Source organism: Candidatus Kuenenia sp. (assembly GCF_027493735.1).
Lineage (GTDB): Bacteria > Planctomycetota > Brocadiia > Brocadiales > Brocadiaceae > Kuenenia > Kuenenia stuttgartiensis_A.
Genome location: NZ_JAOSKF010000018.1, coordinates 44,961 through 67,527 on the forward strand (window position 1 = coordinate 44,961; position 22,567 = coordinate 67,527).

The following is a 22,567-nucleotide window of genomic DNA, read 5'->3' on the forward strand; positions in this document are numbered from 1 at the left end:
TTTCACATTTTGTGAACTCCTTGAGTTTAGTTCTTTTAAAAATTCCAATTCACGATGAACCAACACACAAACCATACCAAAATATATGGATCAATCTGAAAGATTGATCCATCCGGGAGTTCGCCAAAGGCGATACGTTCACATTATGGTCAAACTTTCTGCCTGTCTGATAGTTAAAAACGAGTCCGGTATTCTTCCCCGTTGCCTGGAAAGTATTCAATCTTTTGCAGATGAAATAATCATTGTAGACACCGGTTCTACTGATAATACTGTGGAAATTGCCCTGCGCTATAAAGCAAAAGTGCATCATTTTCAATGGAGAAACGATTTTTCCGCAGCCCGCAACGAATCATTACAACATGCAAATGGAGACTGGATACTTTACATTGACGCAGATGAAATTATTGATAAAGCTAACGCGCTAAAAATTCGGTCACTAATTAACAGCAAGGATATTATGGCGCTTACGGTAAGGCAATGTATTCCACAACAATGTGACAACATAGCAACCTCTTTCTACAGCGAATACTGCAGGGTTTTCCGGAGACATCCCGAAATCCGCTTTGAAGGAACCATTCACGAACAAATATTGCCTTCAATTAAAAGATTAGGCGGTAAAATACTCAGAACTGACATAATAATCCACCACTGGGCTTACGCTTTCAACAAAGAGAAAAAGAGGCAAAGGGCGGAACGGAATCTTAATTATTTACTAAAAGAGTTTGAAAAAAATCCGGACGATTCATTCACACTCTTCAATCTGGGCATGACTTACCAGGAACTGGGAAACAATGATTCAGCGATTCAGGTATACCTGCGCATGCTTGAAAAACCGACTGACATTAAAAACGAACTTACAGGACAATCGCACATAAACCTATCAAAGATATATTTAGAGAATGATAATACTACGAAAGCCGTCTACCACGCGCAACAAGCCTTGCTTTTAGACACTAACAATCCTTTGTCTGCGTATATGCTTGCAACAATCGCTGTGACAAAAAAACAATTTCAGAAGGCAATTGAACATTTAGAAACTGCAATAAAAATATCTGAAGGCGAAACAGGTATTGCCCCCAACGTAGAATTAAACATGGCGCAGATATATCTTGAGTTAGGCAGTTGCCGTTATTCACTTCACGACTTTGTTGGTGCAGAAAATGATTTTTTACGTTCACTGGCATACGACGCGTCTGCCACAAACCCCTATATCCTGATCGGGAATTCCCGTCTTATACGTGGAGACAAAAGGGGAGCAAAAGACATGTTCGAACAAGCGCTAACCATTAACCCGCAACTAACAGAGGCAAAAAGCGGACTTACCCTCTGCAGTAATGAAAAATCAGCCCTTGCTAATGAATAGAAACATGAACGTAGAAGAGTATGCCCTGCAACACGGATAAAGCTAGCCAAACAAGGAATATTGTGCGAAGCCCCAGCGCTGTTCAAAAAAGAATAGATGTTTGAATTAAGGTAAGGAAAAACTGTGGGGATAATGATGGGGACGATTAAATAGTACCAAAAAAAGACTACAATCGTTTGTCTACTTTATTTAACGACTTCATCCACTTTATTGCCCAAATTTGCCTGAGCCATTTGGTTGTAATACGATTTCAGCATTTTCATTCGTGAAATGGTATCTTCCGGGGGTAATTGTCTGATGATTTTTTCGGTGTCTAAATCTCTCACGGTGGTAACAACAAGATTCAACTCTTTCTCAATAGCAAATTCAACCCGCGTACCAATAGGAGAAACACCGGGGAAAACGGGAGGGGAATGAGAATCGTATAAGGCAGAAGAAGCTGGTTGTTCCGATGGTATTTCCTTTTTTGAAACAGCCACATCATTAGAGTCGCTGTTACTGTTGCTTTGAGGAGATGTATTGCTAACACTCGCGCTACTGCTCACATTTTGCGATACAATTTTCTTATCAATAATTGCTTGGTAAGAAACCTTCGCATCTTCTGTTATTTTATCAGAAGATACATCTTTCCCCTTTTCCTTGCTGACAATATCTTTTTTGTCAACTTCAGTAAACAACTTATTATTAGAACTATAACTATGAATCTTGCCCACATCCATAATTTTGCTCCAAAAATATTGTTTATACAGATAAAATTAAAAATAATTATTTAATCCTTTGCACAGGTGGCATGGGTTGATTTACTGCCAGCGCAAGAACTTTAAAAACGTATATGCATATTTACACATAAAATATAAATCAAGCGGCGTCCTGTACCTGCAACCATGCGCCTCTTAACTCTTTAAAAATCTTCAACGCAGCGTCAAATCTTCCGTTTTTTATCTCCCGCATACAAAATTCATATAGCCTGAAAAGTGAATTTGAAATCTCTGCCTGATCGAAGTTCAAAGAGTCAATTAATTCTGCCAGCACAATACTTGCCTTTTCTTCATCCTTACGATTACACGCGGTAATACCTGCGTCATACGCTTTTATTAATAATTGGAGCGGATTTAACGTCATTATTCCCTGTTCAAGATATGCATGCCCAACTTTTTTTGTTCCTACCATAAATTTTCACCTCCATAAAAAAGTATTGTATTATCCACACACATCAATAAATGAAGGATTATCATTAATGTTCTGGTCTAAACTACGTACCAATTGCTTGCTTTCCTGTATTTTTTCAAGATTTAAAGCAATTTCATTTATTCTGCTTTCTATGAGAGACTTGTTTTCTTTATCCAGAAGAGCAATCTCGTCTAAAAGTTTTCTCATCTTCCCCACTCGCTCTTTTAATAAATATTTTCCTTCCTCATCGTCAATACCCCCAACAAGTTCTTTTATCGAATGACATTCTTCACCAAGGGCGGAAGCCCTCTTTATTATTATCCCTCTTTCCTGCATTTTTTTAATTAACAAGTCTTCTTCATCTCCGCCGTTCAACATTTCCTTCAATTCAATTGTATTACGAAGTATTTTATCACAATCATCCAGCCTGATCCCAAGAAGATTTATTATTTCATCGTATGAATTTATTTTATTATTAACCAAATCCAAACTCCATTCATTATCTATTTAGGGTCTTCTCCCTACTGAGTGGGTAAAAATGAGCGAAAAAGTCTTGCGACCCGCAATTAGAGGGAGTTTTCAGCTTGTTTTAGCGTCTAAAAATGTGATATAAAATCGCATGAGAAAAAACGATCACTTTATGATGCATATCAGTTTTGTAGTTTTAAACCACAACACAAGGTATCAGGCGTTTTTGGCGACTCCAATGCCATGGTAATAAAGCTTACCCGACAGGAAAACCGTCTGCGGTAACTGCGGTAAAGTATACCGAACCATCTATGACCGCAAGAATAGGCGAGTGCGTGATCTTTCCAGCGGCAATAGGCGTGTATACCTTGAACTTGAGATTCGCCGGGTTTTCTGTATTTGCTGCAACAAGGTGAAGCAAGAGAAGCTGAAGTTCCTTGCGGATAATCCTTTCTACACCAAGCGCTTTGCCTTCTATGTTGGCAAGCGATGCAATACTCAGACGATTAAAGACGTTGCCGTAGAATTGCACCTGGACTGGAAGACTGTCAAGGAACTCGAAAAGCAGTACATGCTGGAGAAACTCCGCCGTGCCGGGAATCCTGGTCCAAAGGTAATCGGTATTGATGAAATTTCTATTCGTAAAGGTCACCGTTACCGTATCATAGTAAGCGACCTTGAGAGGAAGCGGGTGATTTGGTTTGGTGGTAAAGACCGTTCAGAAGAGAGCATGAACCTCTTCTACGACGAGTTAGGTGTGCACAAAACCAGGAAGATACGGCTTGCGGTTATGGACATGTGGAAGGCTTTTGAGAATGCCATCCGTTGTCGCGCACCACAGGCGGCCATCCTTTACGATAAATTTCATATCATAAAGCATCTGAACGACGCCTTAGACAAAGTGAGAAAGAGCGAATATGCCAGACTGAGTGGCAAAGATCGTAAGTTCATTAAAGGTCAGAAATACACACTTCTTTCTCATCGTGAAAACCTTACGGTAGAAGGGAGAAAGGCATTAAAGATACTTCTGACCGCTAATAAACGACTTAATACGGCATATGTCCTCAAAGAAACATTCGGACAGTTATGGAGCTACACGTCAGAGGCCTGGGCCAGAAAGTTTTTTGATAACTGGAAGGCCTCGTTAAAATGGCAACGGCTTAAACCCTATGAGGAGTTTGCAGAACTGGTTGAACGCCACTGGGATGGCATTGCCGCTTTCTGCAAACCAGAAAATAAAGTTCCGCTAGGATTTGTCGAAGGGCTGAACAACAAAATCAGGGTCATTCAACGCCGAGCTTACGGTCTACGAGACGAAGAATATCTTCGACTCAAAATCTTGGCCTGCATGCTGCCTGATATCTAACACAAAGCAATTTTCGCTCATTTTTACCCACTCGATAGGGAGAAGACCCTCTATTTATTAGAACCTCATCTATGTTCCCATCATGTTTAAAGCCGAGTTTGTAAGCATTGTTATCTGAGAACCCTGAAGTACCAGATTGTTTAATAATTCCTGCATTTTAGACAACTGTTGGCGATATTGGTTCTCTTTTAACGACAGTCGTGTTTCCATACTTTTAATTCTATTGTTGATCCCTGTTATCTGGGTATTTATTGTGCTCTTTGTATTATCAATGAGGGAACCGGTCGTAGAAGACGTGCTCTCAACAAACGGTTTTAGTAAAGATTCTATCTTTTTTGCAACGCCATTTGTAGCGTTAAATAAATTCTCAACCGCTTTGGGATTCGATTTAATAGCACTATCAAATGCAGAGGTATCGGACAAACTCACCTTTAAATTACTGTCCACGGTAATGCCTATCTTACGGAGGTAATTGGGTTCTCCTTCAGTAAGACCTGTCACCTTCTCAACCACTATCTGTAACAATTGTCTCCTTATATTAATAAAGGTTGTATTACCCGCAAGAGGCCCCCTGGTGAACTTTTCCGTATCAACACCAGACTTGTCTTTTATATGACTTGTCAGTGCGTTAAATTTTTCAAGAAAGTCATTAATTTTTGTTTTAATCGCGCTGGTATCCTGATTCACAGTGATTGTTGTAAACGTATTCTCCGTATAAGCGGAAACATTCGCTTGTTTTAAAGTATAGTTAATGCCATTTATGGTAAAATCGTTAGAGCTTTTTGAGATTTCATCACCGGAGCTTGTGCTATTAATAGTAAACTTGGCATCGGCACCTCCGCTGGCGGTTTGTCCACTGAATTTAAACGTATTCATCAGGAATGTTCCCGATACGTCTGCCAGGGTAATAGTATCAGAACTCCCTGTGCTTTTGGAATTCATTACCACTCTATCCAGCGATGTATCATAATATGCCGTTACGTTGGCATCTGAATTATTAATCCTGTTTATAACGCTATTCAAAGTATCCGTACTTGCATCCCATGAAATTTCTATTCCGTTAATCTTAAAACTCCCGGAGCCTGATACTGCCGTATCAAAATTTGCCTCTGACAAAAGTACATCCGCCTGAATACCGGTTACTGCAGTAGCGCTATTATAATCACCCGCTGCATTTCTCATTTTTACCTGAGTAAAAAACCCGCTCCCACCCGGAGTTTCCGATTCAGTAAAAGTCAAAGAACCGCTTGTCGTATCCTCTAAATAAAATGTATCTTCAGTACTATCATAATACATATTTGCCGCAGCATTCGTATTGACATCATCCATAAACGCCTGCACCGAAGCATATGTTGCCAAATCAGATGAAGTCCACCCATTAATCGTTACCGCTCCCGTTGGAGCAGTTCCAAATCCCGCATCACCAAAACTCTTTGTCACATCAATCGTTCCTGAACCCGGCGCAACCTTTGAACTGCTAACCACCGCTGCTTTAGTAATCAACCCGCTGGAACTTTGTACGGACGATCCGGAGGCCAACTGTTTAACGCGTATTTGATACGTCCCTGTAGCGGCATTGCTACCTGTAGTAGCAGACACTTCTTTGCTTTCACTGGTACTTACGCTTCTGGAATTATAGACAGAACTGTTATCCGCGCTGGCTAGATCTTTTGTTGGGTCGAGCAGACCTGAAATTTTTGAATTCAGGTCTGTATACAGGTCTATTTTACTATATAGTTTCGTCCTTTGGCTTTGCAAATCATATAGGGGTCTTTTCTCTAACGACATATATTGCGCAATTAACGAATTGAGTCCAGAATTCGAGCTATACGCTGATGTAAGAGAGGATAGTGCCATTTTAAATTCCCCTGATTTAAGAAAAAAACGCCAAAAACCGGCAAGCTAATATATGATTCCTATATGAAAATAACAATACATTATGCCTAATAAAATTTAAAGACAATTTCACTATTAATAGAAAAGGGGACGGGCATTGCTGCCCATCCCCGATAATACACCCTTTATTATCCGAAAAGCTGTAAGATTGACTGAGGCCCTGCATTCGCCTGCGCCAACATAGCGCTTGCAGTCTGTTGTAATATCTGCAGCTTTGTTGACTGCAACTGCTCGTATGCCATGTCCGCATCCTCAATACGGCTCCTAGCCGCCTCGGTATTAGTCCTCGCTACCGTTAAACTGGTTTCCTGATAGGTCAGCCTGTTCACTACTGCACCAATGTAACTCAACCCTTCTGATACATCCGCAATGGCGGTATCTATATTGCTCATCAATGCCTGCGCGGACGCCGAAGAAGTAACCGCCCTGCCCGCCGTCGCAACACTTACCCGCAATCCATCAGACTTATAGTTTGTATTGCCGCCATCAAAGCTTACATTGTCTTTCGCTAACAAGTCAAACTTCAACACATCATTGGTGCTGCTTGCCCCTGCGCCAATCTGGAATTTAAACTGCACACTACTTGCCGCTCCCGTAGTAGAATTCCCCGTACCAAATATTGACTTGGAGTTCCATGTGGACTGGGTAACTTCGAGATCAATTTGTGTTGCCAATGCTTTGAGTTCCGACTGAATAGCGTTACGTTCTGCACTCCCTAACGAATCGTCTGCCGCCTGCGTCGCCTTTGTCTTCATCTGTGTTAAAATATCGAGGATGTTATTCAGATGGCCTTCCGCAACCGACATAAGATTCTTGGCAGAACCTATGTTCGCAAGTGCCTGGCCAAGCCCTTGTGAACGGGCATTGAATTTCTTGGCAATCGTAAAACCCGCGGCATCGTCGGCGGCATTATTAATTCTTTTGCCAGTCGCAAGCCTTAATTGCGAAACCGACAGTTGCGTGTTAATATCATTTAACGATCGCAACGCATTCAACGCATTAATGTTTGTATTAATTCTTGACATATCCCAACCTCCTTGTTTTTAAATGTTTTCCCTGTTTATTTAACGGATATAACCCTATCACAATTACATTTGTTAAAACACCTTTTAGACTGACTAGTCGTGTCCTTGTACGCTTTTTTACTTTATTTCCGCTTTATGTCTGTTTTTTTTATCGACACAAATTCTAAACAGTTTAATATTTTTCCTAAATAATTTTCTCACTTTTTTCATATTTATATTTTACTATGCCATTCAACGCTGTTTGATTAACCAACATTTTTGCCCGTTTTGCAACGGATGTTCACCCCAAGTCAAAAAACAAAAGTGCCGTAAAAGCCTTATATTTATTGACTTTTACGCCGAACAGCAAGCTTTTTTCTAGTGACTACCCGTATGTTCCGGCTTGGCAATACTTCTGGCAACTTTATCTGTAATGCCTCTAATAATTCATGTGATTGTTGCCGCGGACGCGGGATCTTCTGGCAACTAGCTTTTTGGCCTTTGATTGTTACTTCCATCGAACAAATGGTCGTCAATTGTGCGAGACCTTCCTCTACCGTCAAGTCAAAATTCTTCCACGCTCTGCGCAGCCTTCGAATTATCATGTACGCAAGCATTACCACAAACACATGTCCCCGTGTACTATCCTCCTTTCTTACATACACCGGACGAACCTCCAAATTCACCGTCTTACAGTCCCGAAACGCCTTCTCCACTTCCGTTAAATCCTTGTATCGTTCATGTACCAGATTGGTATCCGCCTCGTTCTCCTCAAGATCAGTCTTGATTGCGTAACAACCATCAAGGTATGATGCCTCCTTTAATGCTTCCTCAGCTCTCTCTATCTTTAGCGTCCTATCCTCTTCTTTTATCTGCACCCACCCATCAAGTTTCAATCTCGTTAGCCTTTCCCTTGTTGTTTCCAGGGCCTTCGATACTGACGACTTAGGATGTTCCTTCAGATAACTGTTCTTCTTCACGATGTATTTCTCTATACTCTGTAATTTTGATACACGGGTCTTTGACATCTCTTCCGCCCTTACCGGATTGCGCCTCAGAATATATCGAACCTCATCATCCTTTATCTCGCAGAGCTTTTCTTCGAACAATCCTAATTGCAGTATCCCTTTATTTATCAACGACTCTATCTGCGGCTTGGTTATCGCCGTTATGTAATGAAACCCTTCCGGTAAACTTTCGATTTGCACCGTCTTGATCATCCCACGATCTCCTACAATCGTTACATCTTTGCATCCAAACCGCTCTAATACCTTCTTTACCTGAGATTCAAAGGTCTTCGGATCCTGGGTGTTGCCCCTAAATACTTCTGTTGATACCGGCTCCCCGGATTCATCACAAAGCATACCGATCACTATCTGTTTTTTCCTCTTTTTGCCGTCACGATTATACCCGTACTCACCAAAATGATTCGACTTCCCCTCTAAATAACTGCTCGTCACGTCATACAAAAACAACTTCGGCTTATTGCCTCCTCGTCTTAACTCAAACAGCTTTCGCTCTATCTTTGCCTGATTCTCTGACAACCATGACAAATTATCGTACAGATTGTTCTCGTCAAACCCACGCTTCATATCCAGGACGTCACCCGCAGCATGTATCTGCGCCAGCCTTACTGCAGACAGTCTTGACCCCTGGCCTATTACCCTTGCCATTACTTGCCAAAGCGCCAGCTTTCCTTCAAAGTCCTTTCCCAATGCCTCTTCTATCCCTAATTCCTTTGCCACTTGGTACACGCTCCACGCTGCTCCCACAGACAAACCCTCATGGAGTTTCACCGATTCTGACAATGCGCCCAATGCACAGAGATCGTCTTTATGTGCGAGTGCAAGTCTTATCGCTTCAATCTCCAGGGGAGTGCAATTCGACAGATTCGCAATGGTGCGTTTCTTGACCTTCCCATCCTCACGGTACGATTCCCGCAGAAGGGTAGATCGATAGATTTTTTTACCGGATTTTGACTTGTTCTCTACAATATGCATGTCCACCATTGTACAGATAACAACCATTATCAGTCAAGTATATTGTCGGATAATAACAATATATTAGTGACTACATATTTATTAAAAATACAGCCTTAACAAACTATGTATTAAGCACTTATGCGTTTTGGCAGGGGTGAACATCCGTTGCAAACAATGGTTGTCGTAAGTCTTTTTAATTAATGGATCACAAATTTACGGATTTCCCAGAAAAAGAGTATATCAACGGAGTTATCTATAAGTATGAACGATTGTAACTATTCAGCTTAAACGTGGGGATTCCCTGTATCTTGCAGCTTATTTTTTGGCAGGCGATGCAATGCCCTACACATTGCTTTCGTTAGCAATTACCCTTCAGATTTTTTTAACTGACCATGTATCATTAAAGCCTGATCAAAAACCTTCATATTGAACGATTTATTTTGCTGATATGATTGTCTGTTTAAAAAAAATGCGGAATAATCCTTTAAAAAACATTTCAGCCGGTGATGTTTATCCGTATGGAGAATGATATCGCGCGTATTCATATCTTGTCTGACGATGCCGAACGGAGATATTTCTTCTATAAACACCTTTATCGTTCGCATCAAAATTGCTAAATCATCGGTTGAAGAAAGATGCTGGTCTATTGGCGTCCAGTTATCTGGCAGTTGATAAATGAAAAATTCGTCTTTTGGCCATCCGGATGATATTCTCTTAAATATCCCTACCGGAACAGGAACGTTAATTCTCAGCGCAAACAAGGCATTCGCATGCTTCCACAAATCTACTGCGCCTCTAAATCGCTTTTGGTATGAAGGCATTTTTGTAAACCGTACTATCTGATATTGCTTGGCCTGCACTGTACCATTAACCATTTGGTCTGTCGTCGCTAATAGTATCCGTATCGTTTCCTGAGAATATGCTTTTCTATACCTGCCAAAGAATCCGGCATTTTTAAAAATGCCAAATTTTCTATTCTCATGAATACATTGCTGCACAAACTTTTTCGAATCCTTTTTTTGCAATGCGAATGTCAGGGATTCAATTCGTTTTGCCAGTTGTTTGCAATATACATAATCACCTTCGACGTATGTCATGAGAAAACGAAGACGCTCCGTATTGCAGAATATCCCTTTTGCTCTATTCAACTTTGCCAGATACAAAATACTTTGTTTTTCCAAAAGACTCCCGCGTTGTATTGATACCCTTTCAAAATCAATTAAAATAATCCTTGTGTCCCCATCACGCTTAAAAACTAAGAAATTATTTAACGAATAATCATCCTGTTTTATGCCGGAATCATGAATAAATCTTGATAGTTTGCCAAATTCTTTTAGAACAGACCTTCGTTCTGCAAAACAATTATTGTCTCTAAAATAATCGTTTAAGGTATGAGAATTTTCGATTTTTTTTATGATAAGGTATGATTTTTTAATGAAAAAACATTTTTGTTCGCCAAACGCAACGGGTACTTCCACAGGAACGCCCTTTGAAGCGGCAAGGTACGTCATATAAAACTCCCTAAATGCCTTGGTTCGTTTAAACAATTGCTTCAATTGCTGAAATAGTGAAGGATATTTATAAATCTTAAGAATAAAGCTATATGCTTCATCTGATTTAACAACTTCAAACCCGGCAAGTATTTTAAACCTATCTTCTCTATTAATTTTGATCGTGGTATGATTGTTTAACGTTTTGAGATGTTTGAGGTGTGATACAAGGAAAGTAAACTGCTCATGTACCAGCCATTGGTTGTTGCTTTCTGTATAGGATATATATTCTTTGAACATTGTCTTTCTTTCGTTATAATTACATTAATCTATTGTTTACACCGCTGGAATTCAAGATTTTTTATCTTTATTAATAATGTGGAAAACCACGCCCTGTGGGCGTGGTCAGAGTTTAAAGGCTTTGCCAGTAAAACGACTCATTGTTACAATCTAAGTTGAGTTGTCCCACAACATCAACAAAGGAGTAACAAATGAGTCGATTTCGCAAATTATCGCATACGATATGGCATTGTCAATATCATATTCTTTGGACACCAAAATATCGTCTAAGAATACTTACTGGTCAAGTAGCAGAAGAAGTAGGTAAGTGTATCAGAGCATTTTCTGAACAAAAAGGCTGTGAAGTTGTTGAGTTAAATGTACAAATTGACCATGTTCATCTGCTTGTCATGGTAGTACCCAAGATATCGATATCCGATTTTGTAGGTATAATCAAAGGCAGAACAGCTATTCGAGTTTTCAATAAGTTTCGACATTTGAAGCAAAACCTTATTGGGGTAATCATTTCTGGTCGAGAGGTTACTGTGTCGATACCGTTGGTTTGGATACGGAAAGATACGTAAATATGTGAAATATCAAGAGCAGAAAGAGCGCCAAGAAGAGTCACAACGGTAAATTTAAAATGGGGACAACTCAACCTTGCTTCCTTTGGAAGGAAGGCATTTTCATCCCCTTATAGGGGTTATCCCAAAGCCACCTGCTCCGCGGGTGGATTCTTTACAAACACAAAGGATGAATATATTTTTATCGCATACCGCCCGTAATGCTCAAAAGATAATACAAAACGCTTTGGAGCAAAACCGGCATGAACTCTTAGAGCCGGAAGCAAAACAACTACTTGGAACATACGGAATCGTTACTACCAGATTTTTAGTTGCCTCATCTGCCCATGAAGCAATCCAGGCTGCAAATTCCATAAAATACCCTGTCGTTCTCAAAATCATATCCCCTGACCTCAGCCACAAAACGGATGCAGGCGGAGTAATGTTAAACATACAAAATGATAAAGAAGTTGCGGCTGCATACGAAAAAATCTTTAAAAACATTAGTAAAACTGTACCGGATGCAAGGATATATGGAATCCTCGTGGAAGAAATGTCAACTCCCTCAACCGAAATTATTGTAGGCGGCCTGAGAGATCCGCAATTCGGACCAACAGTGATGTTCGGGATAGGAGGTATTTTTGTTGAGCTTTTTAAGGACGTTTCCTTTCGTATCGCTCCCGTAGAAGATTACGAAGCGCTTGACATGATTCGCGAAGTAAAAGGCGCCAGACTTTTAAGCGGATTTAGAAATGCAGCGCCACTGGATATTTCAGAAATATGCCATATCATTATTCGGGTATCAGATATCATGATTTCTAATGAGGAAATTAAAGAAATAGATCTTAACCCAATCCTTATTTACCCGAAAGGGACAAAAACCGTTGACGCAAGAATTGTCTTATCGAAAAGGGAGTAAACTGATTACGTGAAATTAAAAGATACCAGTTTTTCTGTCAGGGCGGAACGCGCTATCCTATTCAGAGCGCTTTCTTATCCCAATATTATTGACCTTGATGAAGAACCTTTGGAAGAGTTAAGCAGATTGGCAAAAACTGCAGGAGCAAACGTAATTTATACAGTAATCCAAAAAAGAGCGCACATAGACCCATTGTATTATATTGGAAAAGGAAAGGCGCAAGAGCTGCAAAAAATAGCGGTTGAAATGGACGCAGATGTACTCATTTGTGACGATAACCTTACCCCCGCACAGGTAAAAAATTTGGAAAAAATCATTGAAAAAAAGGTAATTGATCGTAGTGAGTTGATTTTAGACATATTCGCCACAAGGGCAAAGACCCACCAGGCAAAACTTCAGGTAGAATTAGCTCAGTTGGAATACACAAAACCAAGACTTAAACGGATGTGGACACATCTTTCACGAATTGAAGGAGGAATAGGCACAAGGGGGCCAGGAGAAAAACAACTTGAAGTAGATAATCGTATTGTTTCAAGAAAAATACATGATCTTAAAAAACGATTGGGTGAAATAGAAAAACGGCAACAGAGAGTAGTTGCTTCAAGAAAAGAATTTTCTACCGTATCCATCGTCGGTTACACTAATGCCGGAAAATCTACCCTAATGAACGCCCTAACCGATGTTGATGCCATGGTAGAAGATAAACTCTTTGCAACATTAGATACAAAAACAGGTATATGCAAACTTGAAAATTCCAAAAATATTCTTATCAGTGATACTGTTGGGTTTATACAAAAATTGCCGCACTATCTTGTTTCTTCATTCAAGGCAACGCTCGAAGAAACCCGAAACGCGGATATTTTATTGCATGTCGCGGATATCAGCTCCCCGCATATTCATAAACAAATAGAATCCGTAAATATAGTATTAAAAGAACTTGGATGTGAAAAAAACCAACAATTATTGTATTGAATAAAATCGATGCACTGAAAGATGAATCTGTTATCCCTTTACTGAAAAATCGCTATAAGAATTGTATTGTCATTTCTGCAAAAACATGCCAGGGGATACCGGCGCTGAAACAAAAGATTGCCGAAATACTGGAAAAGAGACTTCTCAATATAGAAATCTCATGTAGTCAGGAAAATGGCAAATTAATAGCCACCCTTCATGAAAATGCCCACATTCTAAACCGCACATCAGACGACCGCCGATTAACATTCCATCTTCAGATAGAAGATAAGTTCCTTAGTAAATTACTGAAGTTGCATGATGATATTCAAATAAAGGAATTAGTCCCTTAGCAAAATATCTTTACAAGGAAGAAATATGCGAAATGTTTTTACTTGTTTTTATTCTGAACAAAACAAAAATAGTAGTTGAAACGGCAAATAGTATAATGCTTATTATCTGCGCAATGGTAAAGCAGTTAAAATATAATTGATTATCTCCCCGAAGTGCTTCCATACAAAATCTTATAATGGGATACACCATGCCAAAAAGGAGCACAATCTCTCCATTTCTTTTTCGAAATCTGAAAAAACTGTTGAGAATAAAAAATAATGCTATATTTGAAAAAAAAGCATACAATTGTACGGGATGAACCGGTAATGAATGCAGAGCGGAAAGGAGAACCAACCCATGTTGATAGTGATAAATAAATACCGGGCTGCCATCAACCATGCCTTGACTATCAACTGTCCTGGGAAAATAAACTGCCCACGGCAGATTAAGTGAAATCTTGCCAAAACAGCATCCATTCAAAAAACATCCAATACGTCCAAAGGCTAATCCCAGTGCAGTAGATGGCGCAATAATGTCTATCACCTTTAATACGGGCAACTTTCGTTTTCTAACAAAAACGAATAGCATAATAATTGCGGCAAACAATCCACCATAATACACCAGACCACCTTCATAAATTTTGAATATATTTAATAAATTATTTTTATAATCTTCATAAAATTGTATTACAAAAAACAACCTTGCCCCTGCTATTCCGGCAAAAATCAGATATATCCCCAAATCTGTGATGGCATTAGGGTCGATACCTTCTTTCTTCGCCCTCCAGCGCGCAACGGCTATGGAAACAAGAAATGCCACCATTAACATGAACCCATAGGAGTATATAGGTACGCTTTGGGAGAAAAAAGGGATAGGGATTTCGAATAAAATCCGTCTCATGTTGGCAGGTTTTTGATGAGTTTATTTTTTGCGTCAACCAAAATAATCTTTGGTTTCCATCCTATAGCGTCTTTGTTATTGATAAGGCAATATGCAATAATAATAACACGATCTCCAGGTTGCGCCCATCTTGCAGCTGCCCCGTTTAAGCAAATTATCCCGGAGTCTTGTTCTCCTTCAATGACATATGTTTCTACTCTTGTTCCATTATTTATATTCAAAACCTGCACCCGCTCATAATGCAGAATATCTACCGCAGTGAGAAGAGACTTATCGATGGTAATGCTTCCGTTATATTCCAGATTGGTTTCAGTTACCGTAGCGCCATGTATTTTGGATTTACACATCTCTCGCAGCATAATTTGCCTCAAAAAATGAAAAAGCCGTCATCGACAGCAAAATAAAGAAATGAAATACTCTCAAATAAGCAAGAATGATATCATAAAATCGGTGAAAAATCACTATTGTTTCAACTAAAATTCATGCAGTATTATCTTTGCCCGACGGGCGGATAGAAACTCCGAACACATATTTTTACCAAGTCCACAATCTCTTCATCTTTTAGCTTGCCTTTAAAGCCTGGCATTTTTCTTAATCCATTTCCTACATGAATAATCAATCTCGAATCCGAAGCATTATCCTGCCATTTCACATTGTTAAAATCAGGAATATTAAAGAATAATCTGCCAACAAGACTCCCTTTTCCATTCATCTTATGACATTTTTGGCATTCTCTTTCGAATACTTCCCAAATAGCTTCTCTTTCCAGTAAAATTGTCTGTTTTTTATAGCATCCCAAAAAACAGGAGGAAAAAAAAGCGATGAATAAAAAACAATATTGATAATTTTTCATTTATTACTCCTGTAATTATTATCGTATACATGCATAACCAAAAATCTGCTTAAAGTGGAGTCCCGATTCTATCTCTGTATTGTCAAAACAACAATAAAAAAACAGAAGGCATAACCTTTTATTAAGCATTATACCTTCTGTTTATTACAATACTTTATCAAAAGTCTAAAATACTATTCAACCAAACAATCAGCGCCCTCGTGTTTACATGCTGCCTTGTCCACGTCTCCCGGCTTTCTCTTCCAACCCAGGAGCAAGTCGGTATATTCACCGTGCTTCCAGAAATCGTATGCCTTATGCTTTATCCCCACTCTTTCTTCCAACGCCCTTATTCTTCTAAGTTTGCTTGCTTCCGCCTTTACCTGAATCAACCAGCGGTCCTGCAGAAAAGCGCCTTTACCATAAGTAGCGCCATACATTGCTCCGTGTGCCATTGCCTTGTAAACGGCATTGGTAATATACACCAGCATCTCAAATGCCGTCCGCTCTATATCGGATACATTATACATCCTGCCTTCACCACCAATGAGACTAAAGGTATAATGTCCTGCGTAGTCAGGCGCCAAATCTTTCGGCATCGGATCCAGCATCCCGTCATTATAAAGGTCAACCACTATTTTCATGGCTTCACGCCATTTTGTAAAACTGACTTTTATCGCTTCATCCATCGCCTCAAGTTGATCAGCCGCAAATCTTGGAGAATGGCACCCTTTGCATGTGTTTATCCAACTCTGTCTGGCCTCCTTATATTTTGGGGCGCCCCTGTCGACCAATGATGTGCCCATGTGACTATTAACTGTGGAGAATTTCTGTGCATTATGTTCGCCATCTCTCATATGACAATATGCACAAGTGGGCGTTTTGTAATTTTCAGGTTTCATGGGTTTTGTCCAGTCCCACGTATGCTGCTCCGACTCATAAATCATCCCATGATAGGATTCCCTGTACATTTCGTATTCATAATGGTCCAAACCTGTGTGGCAAATACCACAATTGTTTGGTTTTCTTGCTTCAGCTAAGGAAAAATCATGCCTGGTATGACATCCGTCACACCTGTTCTCCGCTATCCCATGACATGTAGCACAGGCAGTAACCTCGGCTGCAGGCTTTGCAATCTGCCACGGGGCTTCGATTGTACTCACATGAAAGGCATAGGTGTGCGAAGCCATTGCCCCACCACGATGCCCTTCTTTTTGCTCCGGATGACACTCCCCGCAGTGTTGCCATGAAGGCATGTATAATTGCTGGTGATTGTTGCCATGGCATTTATCACAGCCAACCACCTGTTCTACCGCAGCATGTTTACTCTTCTTCCATTGAGCTACAATACCGGGGGTCTGGATCGTATGGCACATAAGACATTCGCCGTGCGTGAATTCACCTCCAATTGCCTGGTTTGGTGTATAATAATGATCAGGATCGTACCATCTCATAAGAGGTAAAAAACTAAATAATTTCCCAAATTTGCCTTCGCCAGGCAATAATTCCTTTGGCGGCGTATATGTCGCTGTTAAACCTAAATGATACACATCTCCGGAGTTGTCTGGCCCGATTTTCTCTCCGGTAAGTTCGGAAATAATTTGTTGTATGGTTCTGGCATCTTTAGGATGAGTGTCAGCCATATCTTCTTTGACGACAGGGGCATGTTTTTCTTCCTGTTTTTCAGAAGCAGGTGGTTCTGCTTTTTCTTCTGGTTTTTCCTGCTTTACAATTTCTTTTTTCTCTTCTTTTGGAGTCACAGTCTTTTGTTCGGTTTTTGTATCTTTTATCTCTGCGGTAGCATCCCTTTTTTCTGATTTTTCAGATTTGGAAGAAATTTTTTCTTTCTTTTCTTTTTTTTCCTTTACGTTAATTTCCGCATCTGCGTGTACAGACCTGAAACCAAACCATGCGCCAACAAAAAGGACGAACAGGCACACCACCACTGCGACTTTTGAAAATTTATACATACTCTATGCCTCCTTTGTACATTAATTAATTTTCCTTGCTGAAAACCATTATTTTTTTACTATCTCAACCTTCCAGATATCCGGTCCTTGCTCGATATATTTCCATTCCATTTGACCGGGACGCTCCGCTTCTAATTGGTACTTTAAAGGTTTTGGGTCATGATCATTTATCAATACCATCATCTCTCCCGCTCTTAATCCATCAAACGTATTAAAAATTTTTGGATGTCGCTCTCTTGGTATAATATTTCTCACGTCCAGTATAATTCGGTCTTCAATATTCATCTATTCTCCTTCTCAAAAATATTTCTTACGGTTGCGGTATAACATACTGCAATATAGTCATTTGTTTACTTGCTTTTATTTCAAACTGTTCAACGCCTTCAAAAATTACTAACGAATCCGCCTTAAGGGTACTGGTATCAGACCCCTGCGTTAAAGAACCATTGCCCGAAACAACTAAGAGAATTACCTGCGAATTCGTTATTTTCGAAATAACTTCCTGGCCTTCTTCCATGCACAACAATTCCAGCAGGAGGTTGTTACTCTTAAATAATGTGTCCGATAAATAACTCTGCTGTGAAAATTTTACTTTTTCTTCTAAAACTATTTTACCCATGTTAATACCTCTACCCTCCTGCGCTTACTGCTAAAACGACCATTCTTTCAAGACACTTCATCCCCCGAGAAGAACCCTCAGGCGCAACAATAACCATTCCTTTTTCCATTGTGATTTTCTCATCATCCAAGGTAAAAATCCCTTTGCCCTCCTTCACATAAAATATACCTGCAGAATTCCCGCCGTGTGGAGGAATTACTTGCCCCGGCTCCATGCAAATGAGAGGCATTTTAACTTTCGGGGAGGCATACAGAATATTGGGAATAAAATGATCTTTGTGGAATGTTATTTTTTCTTGCAGGTCAATATGTTTCAATGTTTATCTATCGTCCTCTTAAATCTTTTTAAAAATTAAATTATATACTTATCAACTATTTTTCCGTTTATAGACGCACAGGCTATTTAACTATTATGTCTTATTTATTTCCTTATATGCGGCTTCATTTAGCTCCTGCACAAATTTATCAACATCCGTATTATGCATCATACATGCCAAATTTATATCCTCCGTACCAAAAGAGGGGCAATCAAAACAACCCTTTCCAAAATACTTTGCAAAAACTTCTTTAGTCGCAGGGTATTTCTTTGTCACTTCCCCTGTACTCATTTTTTTTGTAATAAGAACTTCTTTCTCCATAATTTAATCCTCCATACATTGTGCGCGTGAGTGCGCAAGATTTCTTTCTATCTCCTGCAAAATATCATTTGCAACCTCTATTGCCTTTAAACCTTCTTCTCCGGAAACTTCCGGTTCCTTGTTTTCCAAAACACACGTAACAAAAGACTCTAGTTCTTTTTTTAGTGGTTCGTAATCATCCATTTTAATATGTTCTACCTTTAGCAAATCTCCAAACACATGGCTTTTTAGGTCTGCAATGGTCGAAACATCCATCTCTGAAATATTAAGCGCACTGAGGGTTAGTTTGGGGGATTTTTTATATATTAACCCTTCTTTCTTCTGATAATCAATGGAAATATATGAGTCTTCGGAAAATAATCTCACTTTCCGCATAGGCTGAATAGACACCCTGCTGGCAGTGATGTTTGCCACGCAGCCATTCTGAAATTGAATGCGTGCATTTGCAATATCCTCTTTGTCGGCAATAACATTTACGCCAACAGCATCAATTTTTTTTACCTTTGAGCCTGTCATATTCAGTATTATATCTATGTCATGTATCATTAAATCTAGGACAACGCCTATATCGGCAGATCGAAACGTGAAGGGACTTAAACGGTGGCACTCTATAAATCTTGGATTGGAAGAGATTTTTTTTATTGCAACAATAACCGGATTAAACCTCTCAATATACCCCGCCTGAAGCACAAGTCCTTTCTTCTTGCTTAGACTTATTAATTCTTTCGCTTCAGATACAGTTCCTGTCATTGGTTTTTCAACGAGGACGTGAACACCATGAGTAAGGAAGTCTTTTGCAATTGCGTAATGCGATTTTGTGGGAACAGCAATACTTACGGCAGAAACCTTATCTATTACATCCTGATAATTTACATACCATTGTGTATTATAGCGCCGGGCTATTTCTTCTGCTTGTTTGTTCAGTGCATCAACCACTCCAACCAATTCGACGCCTGGTAATTCGGCAAATACCCTGGCATGCTCTTTCCCTAAATGGCCGACACCTATTACCGCAACCTTTAACTTATGCATACTTACCTTCTAATATTGCCAAAAACAAACCACCCTTCTTCTCCTTAACGTGGTTGAGAATACACCAGACTACGAAACAATTGCGGACGGCGACTTTTGGTTTTGTGGTAACAATTTATTTTTTTGAAAAAGTAGAGGGTAAGGGAGGCCTTTGCGCGGGGTGCACGGAATATAAAAAGACATTGCTTTTATTGGAGTTTTTCAAAAAACTAAATTACTACTTGGGGTGAAACTCTCAGTATTTCTCTATAACGCCCATGCTTACCTTTTTCAATATTTCTCAGAAATGTAATCAGATATTCAACTTCAGGTGAAATGTATTCTTGTTTCTCTAATTGCCCCAAAATTTTATTTCTATTCAACTCATCAGAACGAAATAATACACGGAATGAATCTTTAATCTTATCAATTTGCTCTCCGGAAAACCCCTCTCTTTCCAGCCCGATTACATTAACCTGCCTTATTCTTGCCGGGTGCCCTTCAATTATTACGTATGGAGGCACATCCTGAACGATTCTTGTGTGTCCGCCTACATAAGCATAACGACCTATCGTCACAAATGGTTGTATACCTACTAAACCCATAAGTTTAACCCCTTTTTCCAATACAACATGTCCTCCCAATAACACACCATTCGCCAGAAGGACGTTATTTTCTATTATGCAATCATGGGCAACATGCGAACAAGCCATAAAAAAACAATTGTTGCCTATTACCGTTTTCCCACCACCGCCAGCGGTACCTCTGTTAATGGTGACCCCTTCTCTCACAATGTTATTATCTCCCATAAGCAGCAAAGATTGTTCGCCGCAATACTTAAGATCTTGTGGTTCAGCGCCCAATACCGCATTTGGATGAATAACACTATTTTTCCCTATAGTAGTATGTCCAATTACCGTTGCATTATTCTTTATTACGGTCCTATCACCGATGGTAACATGTTCACCGACAACAGAAAAAGGACCAATTTCGACATCGCTGCCTAATTTAGCACCGGGGTGAACAAGTGCCCATCGATGAATTTTCATTGCGTCTCCCCGTTTCTTTGTTTTCTTGAAATGATCAGGCCATTTTATTCATACCTGAATCTTGCCTCATTGCTTACCACTGAATAGTGTACCTTGTAAACGCTACCTCGAACAGTTGCTGCCATCGTTTTATACAAAAGGTGAATTTAATCCATTTGTTTAAAAACCTGAAACAGCGTATTCTCTCTAAACCTTCATTTATTAACGATTATAAAGGAAGATACCAAAAGTATTATGTAAGATTCAGACAATAATTCATGCCTTACATGCGATATTTGCTATTTTTCTTGCCAATTCTGCGTTCAGGAAATGTCCGGATCTTTTTGCCACGATGTGTCCCTTAACAACAACATTGGCCAAATAAAGATCTCCGATAAGATCCAAAATTTTATGCCTAACATGTTCATTCGGGAACCGTAATTCTGCAGGACTCATAGAAAGAGGTTTTGTTATCTTTCCATCTTTCTGTATTACGTAGCTATTATCGTCCGTGACGCCTTTTCCCAGCCCAAGCTTTTTGAATTCTTCTACGTAGGTACTCAGACCAAACGTTCTGGCGGAAGCAACTTCTCTGGAAAAATTTTCTTCATTAAATTCAATTTCATATTCATATGTTTGCGGATCTATAAAAAAACCATCAAAGTCCAGGGTATAGGAAAGCAACAATCCCTCATTAATAGGCGACGCTATAATACTTGCATTTCCATTGCTCACCATAATAGGCTCTCGAATTATGAATATATGTTTTTCCCCTGCTAATGCAACAATGGTGGCCTCCTTCAGGATATCCATAAAATATTTGGCGCTTCCATCGCCTGCAGGCATTTCCCGTCCATGGATTTCAATTTCTATATTGTCAATGCCTAATCCGGCAAGAGCGGCCATTACATGCTCTATCCCTTCAACTTCGGCATCATCCTTCTTCAAAAAAATGCGTTTTGCAGTGTTTGATAAGAAGTGAACATTCGCGGGTATTATTGGACGAGATGGCAGGTCGACACGCACAAAATGTATTCCGGAATTCACCGAGGCTGGTTTAAACTTTATTCGGACACTTTCCCCCCGAAACATGCCCCAACCAGAACACTCTGCAGGTTGCCCAATTGTTTTTTGCAAGTTATCCAAAAACTATTTCCCTTTGTCTGCTTTGGAATATTTTTTTGTTTAACAGATCTATTACATGATTTGTAATATCTACGCCATCAGAGTGATATAAAACAGTTTTTATCCCTACTTTAAATTGCATTTCAGAAATACCCCCACTTTGTAATTCAGCATCTTCCTTTTTAATAATTAAATCGTAACGATTTTGTTTTCCTATTGCCTCTATCTCCCTTAAAACTTCCGAATACAACCGTTCAAACGATTCTTTATACGTTCTCATCAGACTCTTTTCAGCAACTTTCGCATAAGATTCCAATTCTATATTTTTCCTTTCAAATTCTTCTTCATACTTTTTTCTATCCTTGCTGCCAAGATCCAATAGTTGTATTTTGTCCTTCAGGCCCACCAGTTCCTTTTTTTTATCATTGATTTTGGTTTGATATGATTTTTCTTCTTCTCTTAAATCAGCATCATATTGTTTTCGTTTTTCATATTTTTCAAACACAATGTTTAAATCTACCACTCCGATTTTTAAACCACTTGCAGGGGTATTAACATTTTGAGCCTGTACCTGATTCGTCAAAACCATACATAAACTCGCCATAATTACAACACAAACACAAATACACTTTATACCATTCAAATAATTTTTATATTTCAT

Annotated in this window: 23 protein-coding genes and 2 pseudogenes; 6 read left to right on the forward strand and 19 right to left on the reverse strand. The window is 39.5% G+C overall.

Translation table 11 applies throughout. From position 1 onward, the window contains the following. The first annotated feature begins 85 nt into the window (after positions 1 to 85). Positions 86 to 1,363, forward strand: a complete 1,278-nt coding sequence (locus M5U24_RS08630; RefSeq protein ID WP_298202192.1) for a TPR domain-containing glycosyltransferase — start codon at positions 86 to 88, stop codon at positions 1,361 to 1,363. A gap of 185 nt (positions 1,364 to 1,548) precedes the next feature. On the opposite strand, the gene M5U24_RS08635 is transcribed toward M5U24_RS08630, so the two are convergent. From M5U24_RS08635 to M5U24_RS08645, 3 genes are all read right to left on the reverse strand, one after another. Beyond that, complete coding sequence (locus M5U24_RS08635; RefSeq protein WP_099326103.1) at positions 1,549 to 2,082, reverse strand: flagellar protein FlaG; 534 nt, start codon at positions 2,080 to 2,082, stop codon at positions 1,549 to 1,551. 139 nt (positions 2,083 to 2,221) lie between these two features. After that, entirely contained in the window at positions 2,222 to 2,533 is a 312-nt protein-coding gene (locus tag M5U24_RS08640) for a flagellar export chaperone FliS (RefSeq protein ID WP_099326102.1), read from the reverse strand. A 30-nt stretch (positions 2,534 to 2,563) separates the two neighbouring features. Next, positions 2,564 to 3,016 carry a hypothetical protein gene (locus tag M5U24_RS08645; protein WP_157820645.1) on the reverse strand — a complete coding sequence of 151 codons (453 nt, stop codon included), beginning with the start codon at positions 3,014 to 3,016 and terminating at the stop codon, positions 2,564 to 2,566. 259 nt (positions 3,017 to 3,275) lie between these two features. Here M5U24_RS08645 and M5U24_RS08650 point away from each other — a divergent pair. Then, positions 3,276 to 4,367, forward strand: a pseudogene (locus tag M5U24_RS08650) (ISL3 family transposase); the annotation flags it as partial. A gap of 69 nt (positions 4,368 to 4,436) precedes the next feature. Here the strand turns inward: M5U24_RS08650 and fliD are convergent. The 4 genes from fliD to M5U24_RS08670 all read right to left on the reverse strand — a co-directional run bounded on the left by fliD (position 4,437) and on the right by M5U24_RS08670 (position 11,039). Beyond that, positions 4,437 to 6,224 carry a flagellar filament capping protein FliD gene (gene fliD / locus M5U24_RS08655; RefSeq protein WP_099326099.1) on the reverse strand — a complete coding sequence of 596 codons (1,788 nt, stop codon included), beginning with the start codon at positions 6,222 to 6,224 and terminating at the stop codon, positions 4,437 to 4,439. Between the two features lie 167 nt (positions 6,225 to 6,391). Next, positions 6,392 to 7,288 carry a flagellin gene (locus tag M5U24_RS08660; RefSeq protein WP_099326098.1) on the reverse strand — a complete coding sequence of 299 codons (897 nt, stop codon included), beginning with the start codon at positions 7,286 to 7,288 and terminating at the stop codon, positions 6,392 to 6,394. 323 nt (positions 7,289 to 7,611) lie between these two features. Then, positions 7,612 to 9,294 carry an IS1634 family transposase gene (locus M5U24_RS08665; protein WP_298202195.1) on the reverse strand — a complete coding sequence of 561 codons (1,683 nt, stop codon included), beginning with the start codon at positions 9,292 to 9,294 and terminating at the stop codon, positions 7,612 to 7,614. 320 nt (positions 9,295 to 9,614) lie between these two features. Beyond that, entirely contained in the window at positions 9,615 to 11,039 is a 1,425-nt protein-coding gene (locus M5U24_RS08670) for a lipopolysaccharide kinase InaA family protein (protein WP_099326097.1), read from the reverse strand. A gap of 191 nt (positions 11,040 to 11,230) precedes the next feature. Here M5U24_RS08670 and tnpA point away from each other — a divergent pair. The 4 genes and pseudogenes from tnpA to M5U24_RS08690 all read left to right on the forward strand — a co-directional run bounded on the left by tnpA (position 11,231) and on the right by M5U24_RS08690 (position 13,804). Continuing rightward, a pseudogene (gene tnpA / locus M5U24_RS08675) lies at positions 11,231 to 11,654 on the forward strand (IS200/IS605 family transposase). 24 nt (positions 11,655 to 11,678) lie between these two features. After that, positions 11,679 to 12,500 (forward strand): acetate--CoA ligase family protein, encoded by an 822-nt coding sequence (locus M5U24_RS08680; protein ID WP_230408006.1) that lies wholly within the window; start codon positions 11,679 to 11,681, stop codon positions 12,498 to 12,500. Between the two features lie 9 nt (positions 12,501 to 12,509). Next, positions 12,510 to 13,472, forward strand: a complete 963-nt coding sequence (gene hflX / locus M5U24_RS08685) for a GTPase HflX (protein WP_298202198.1) — start codon at positions 12,510 to 12,512, stop codon at positions 13,470 to 13,472. Further along, positions 13,469 to 13,804 carry a hypothetical protein gene (locus tag M5U24_RS08690; protein WP_298202200.1) on the forward strand — a complete coding sequence of 112 codons (336 nt, stop codon included), beginning with the start codon at positions 13,469 to 13,471 and terminating at the stop codon, positions 13,802 to 13,804. Before hflX ends, M5U24_RS08690 begins: the two co-directional genes overlap by 4 nt. Positions 13,805 to 13,814: 10 nt before the next feature. Here M5U24_RS08690 and lgt read toward each other — a convergent pair whose 3' ends face one another. The 12 genes from lgt to M5U24_RS08750 form a co-directional block, all read right to left on the reverse strand. Further along, positions 13,815 to 14,684 (reverse strand): prolipoprotein diacylglyceryl transferase, encoded by an 870-nt coding sequence (gene lgt / locus M5U24_RS08695; protein ID WP_099326094.1) that lies wholly within the window; start codon positions 14,682 to 14,684, stop codon positions 13,815 to 13,817. Continuing rightward, positions 14,681 to 15,043, reverse strand: a complete 363-nt coding sequence (gene panD, locus M5U24_RS08700) for an aspartate 1-decarboxylase (protein WP_099326093.1) — start codon at positions 15,041 to 15,043, stop codon at positions 14,681 to 14,683. Before panD ends, lgt begins: the two co-directional genes overlap by 4 nt. A gap of 131 nt (positions 15,044 to 15,174) precedes the next feature. Next, complete coding sequence (locus M5U24_RS08705; RefSeq protein WP_099326092.1) at positions 15,175 to 15,537, reverse strand: cytochrome c; 363 nt, start codon at positions 15,535 to 15,537, stop codon at positions 15,175 to 15,177. Between the two features lie 173 nt (positions 15,538 to 15,710). After that, entirely contained in the window at positions 15,711 to 17,486 is a 1,776-nt protein-coding gene (locus M5U24_RS08710; RefSeq protein ID WP_230405693.1) for a multiheme c-type cytochrome, read from the reverse strand. 48 nt (positions 17,487 to 17,534) lie between these two features. Continuing rightward, positions 17,535 to 17,771, reverse strand: coding sequence for a DUF2249 domain-containing protein (locus M5U24_RS08715; protein ID WP_169703460.1), 237 nt, complete (start codon positions 17,769 to 17,771; stop codon positions 17,535 to 17,537). A gap of 25 nt (positions 17,772 to 17,796) precedes the next feature. Further along, entirely contained in the window at positions 17,797 to 18,105 is a 309-nt protein-coding gene (locus M5U24_RS08720) for a hypothetical protein (protein ID WP_099326091.1), read from the reverse strand. 10 nt (positions 18,106 to 18,115) lie between these two features. Then, positions 18,116 to 18,421 (reverse strand): cupin domain-containing protein, encoded by a 306-nt coding sequence (locus M5U24_RS08725; RefSeq protein WP_099326090.1) that lies wholly within the window; start codon positions 18,419 to 18,421, stop codon positions 18,116 to 18,118. A gap of 93 nt (positions 18,422 to 18,514) precedes the next feature. Further along, on the reverse strand, positions 18,515 to 18,742 hold the full coding sequence (locus tag M5U24_RS08730) for a DUF1858 domain-containing protein (protein WP_099326089.1): 228 nt from the start codon (positions 18,740 to 18,742) through the stop codon (positions 18,515 to 18,517). A gap of 3 nt (positions 18,743 to 18,745) precedes the next feature. Further along, the gene (locus M5U24_RS08735; protein WP_099326088.1) at positions 18,746 to 19,774 is read right to left on the reverse strand and encodes a Gfo/Idh/MocA family oxidoreductase; all 1,029 of its coding nucleotides are present in this window, start codon (positions 19,772 to 19,774) and stop codon (positions 18,746 to 18,748) included. Positions 19,775 to 19,983: 209 nt separating this feature from the next. After that, positions 19,984 to 20,802 carry an acyl-ACP--UDP-N-acetylglucosamine O-acyltransferase gene (gene lpxA / locus M5U24_RS08740; protein WP_099326087.1) on the reverse strand — a complete coding sequence of 273 codons (819 nt, stop codon included), beginning with the start codon at positions 20,800 to 20,802 and terminating at the stop codon, positions 19,984 to 19,986. Between the two features lie 255 nt (positions 20,803 to 21,057). Then, the gene (gene lpxC / locus M5U24_RS08745) at positions 21,058 to 21,927 is read right to left on the reverse strand and encodes a UDP-3-O-acyl-N-acetylglucosamine deacetylase (protein WP_099326086.1); all 870 of its coding nucleotides are present in this window, start codon (positions 21,925 to 21,927) and stop codon (positions 21,058 to 21,060) included. Beyond that, positions 21,920 to 22,567, reverse strand: a complete 648-nt coding sequence (locus M5U24_RS08750) for an OmpH family outer membrane protein (RefSeq protein ID WP_298202205.1) — start codon at positions 22,565 to 22,567, stop codon at positions 21,920 to 21,922. Before M5U24_RS08750 ends, lpxC begins: the two co-directional genes overlap by 8 nt.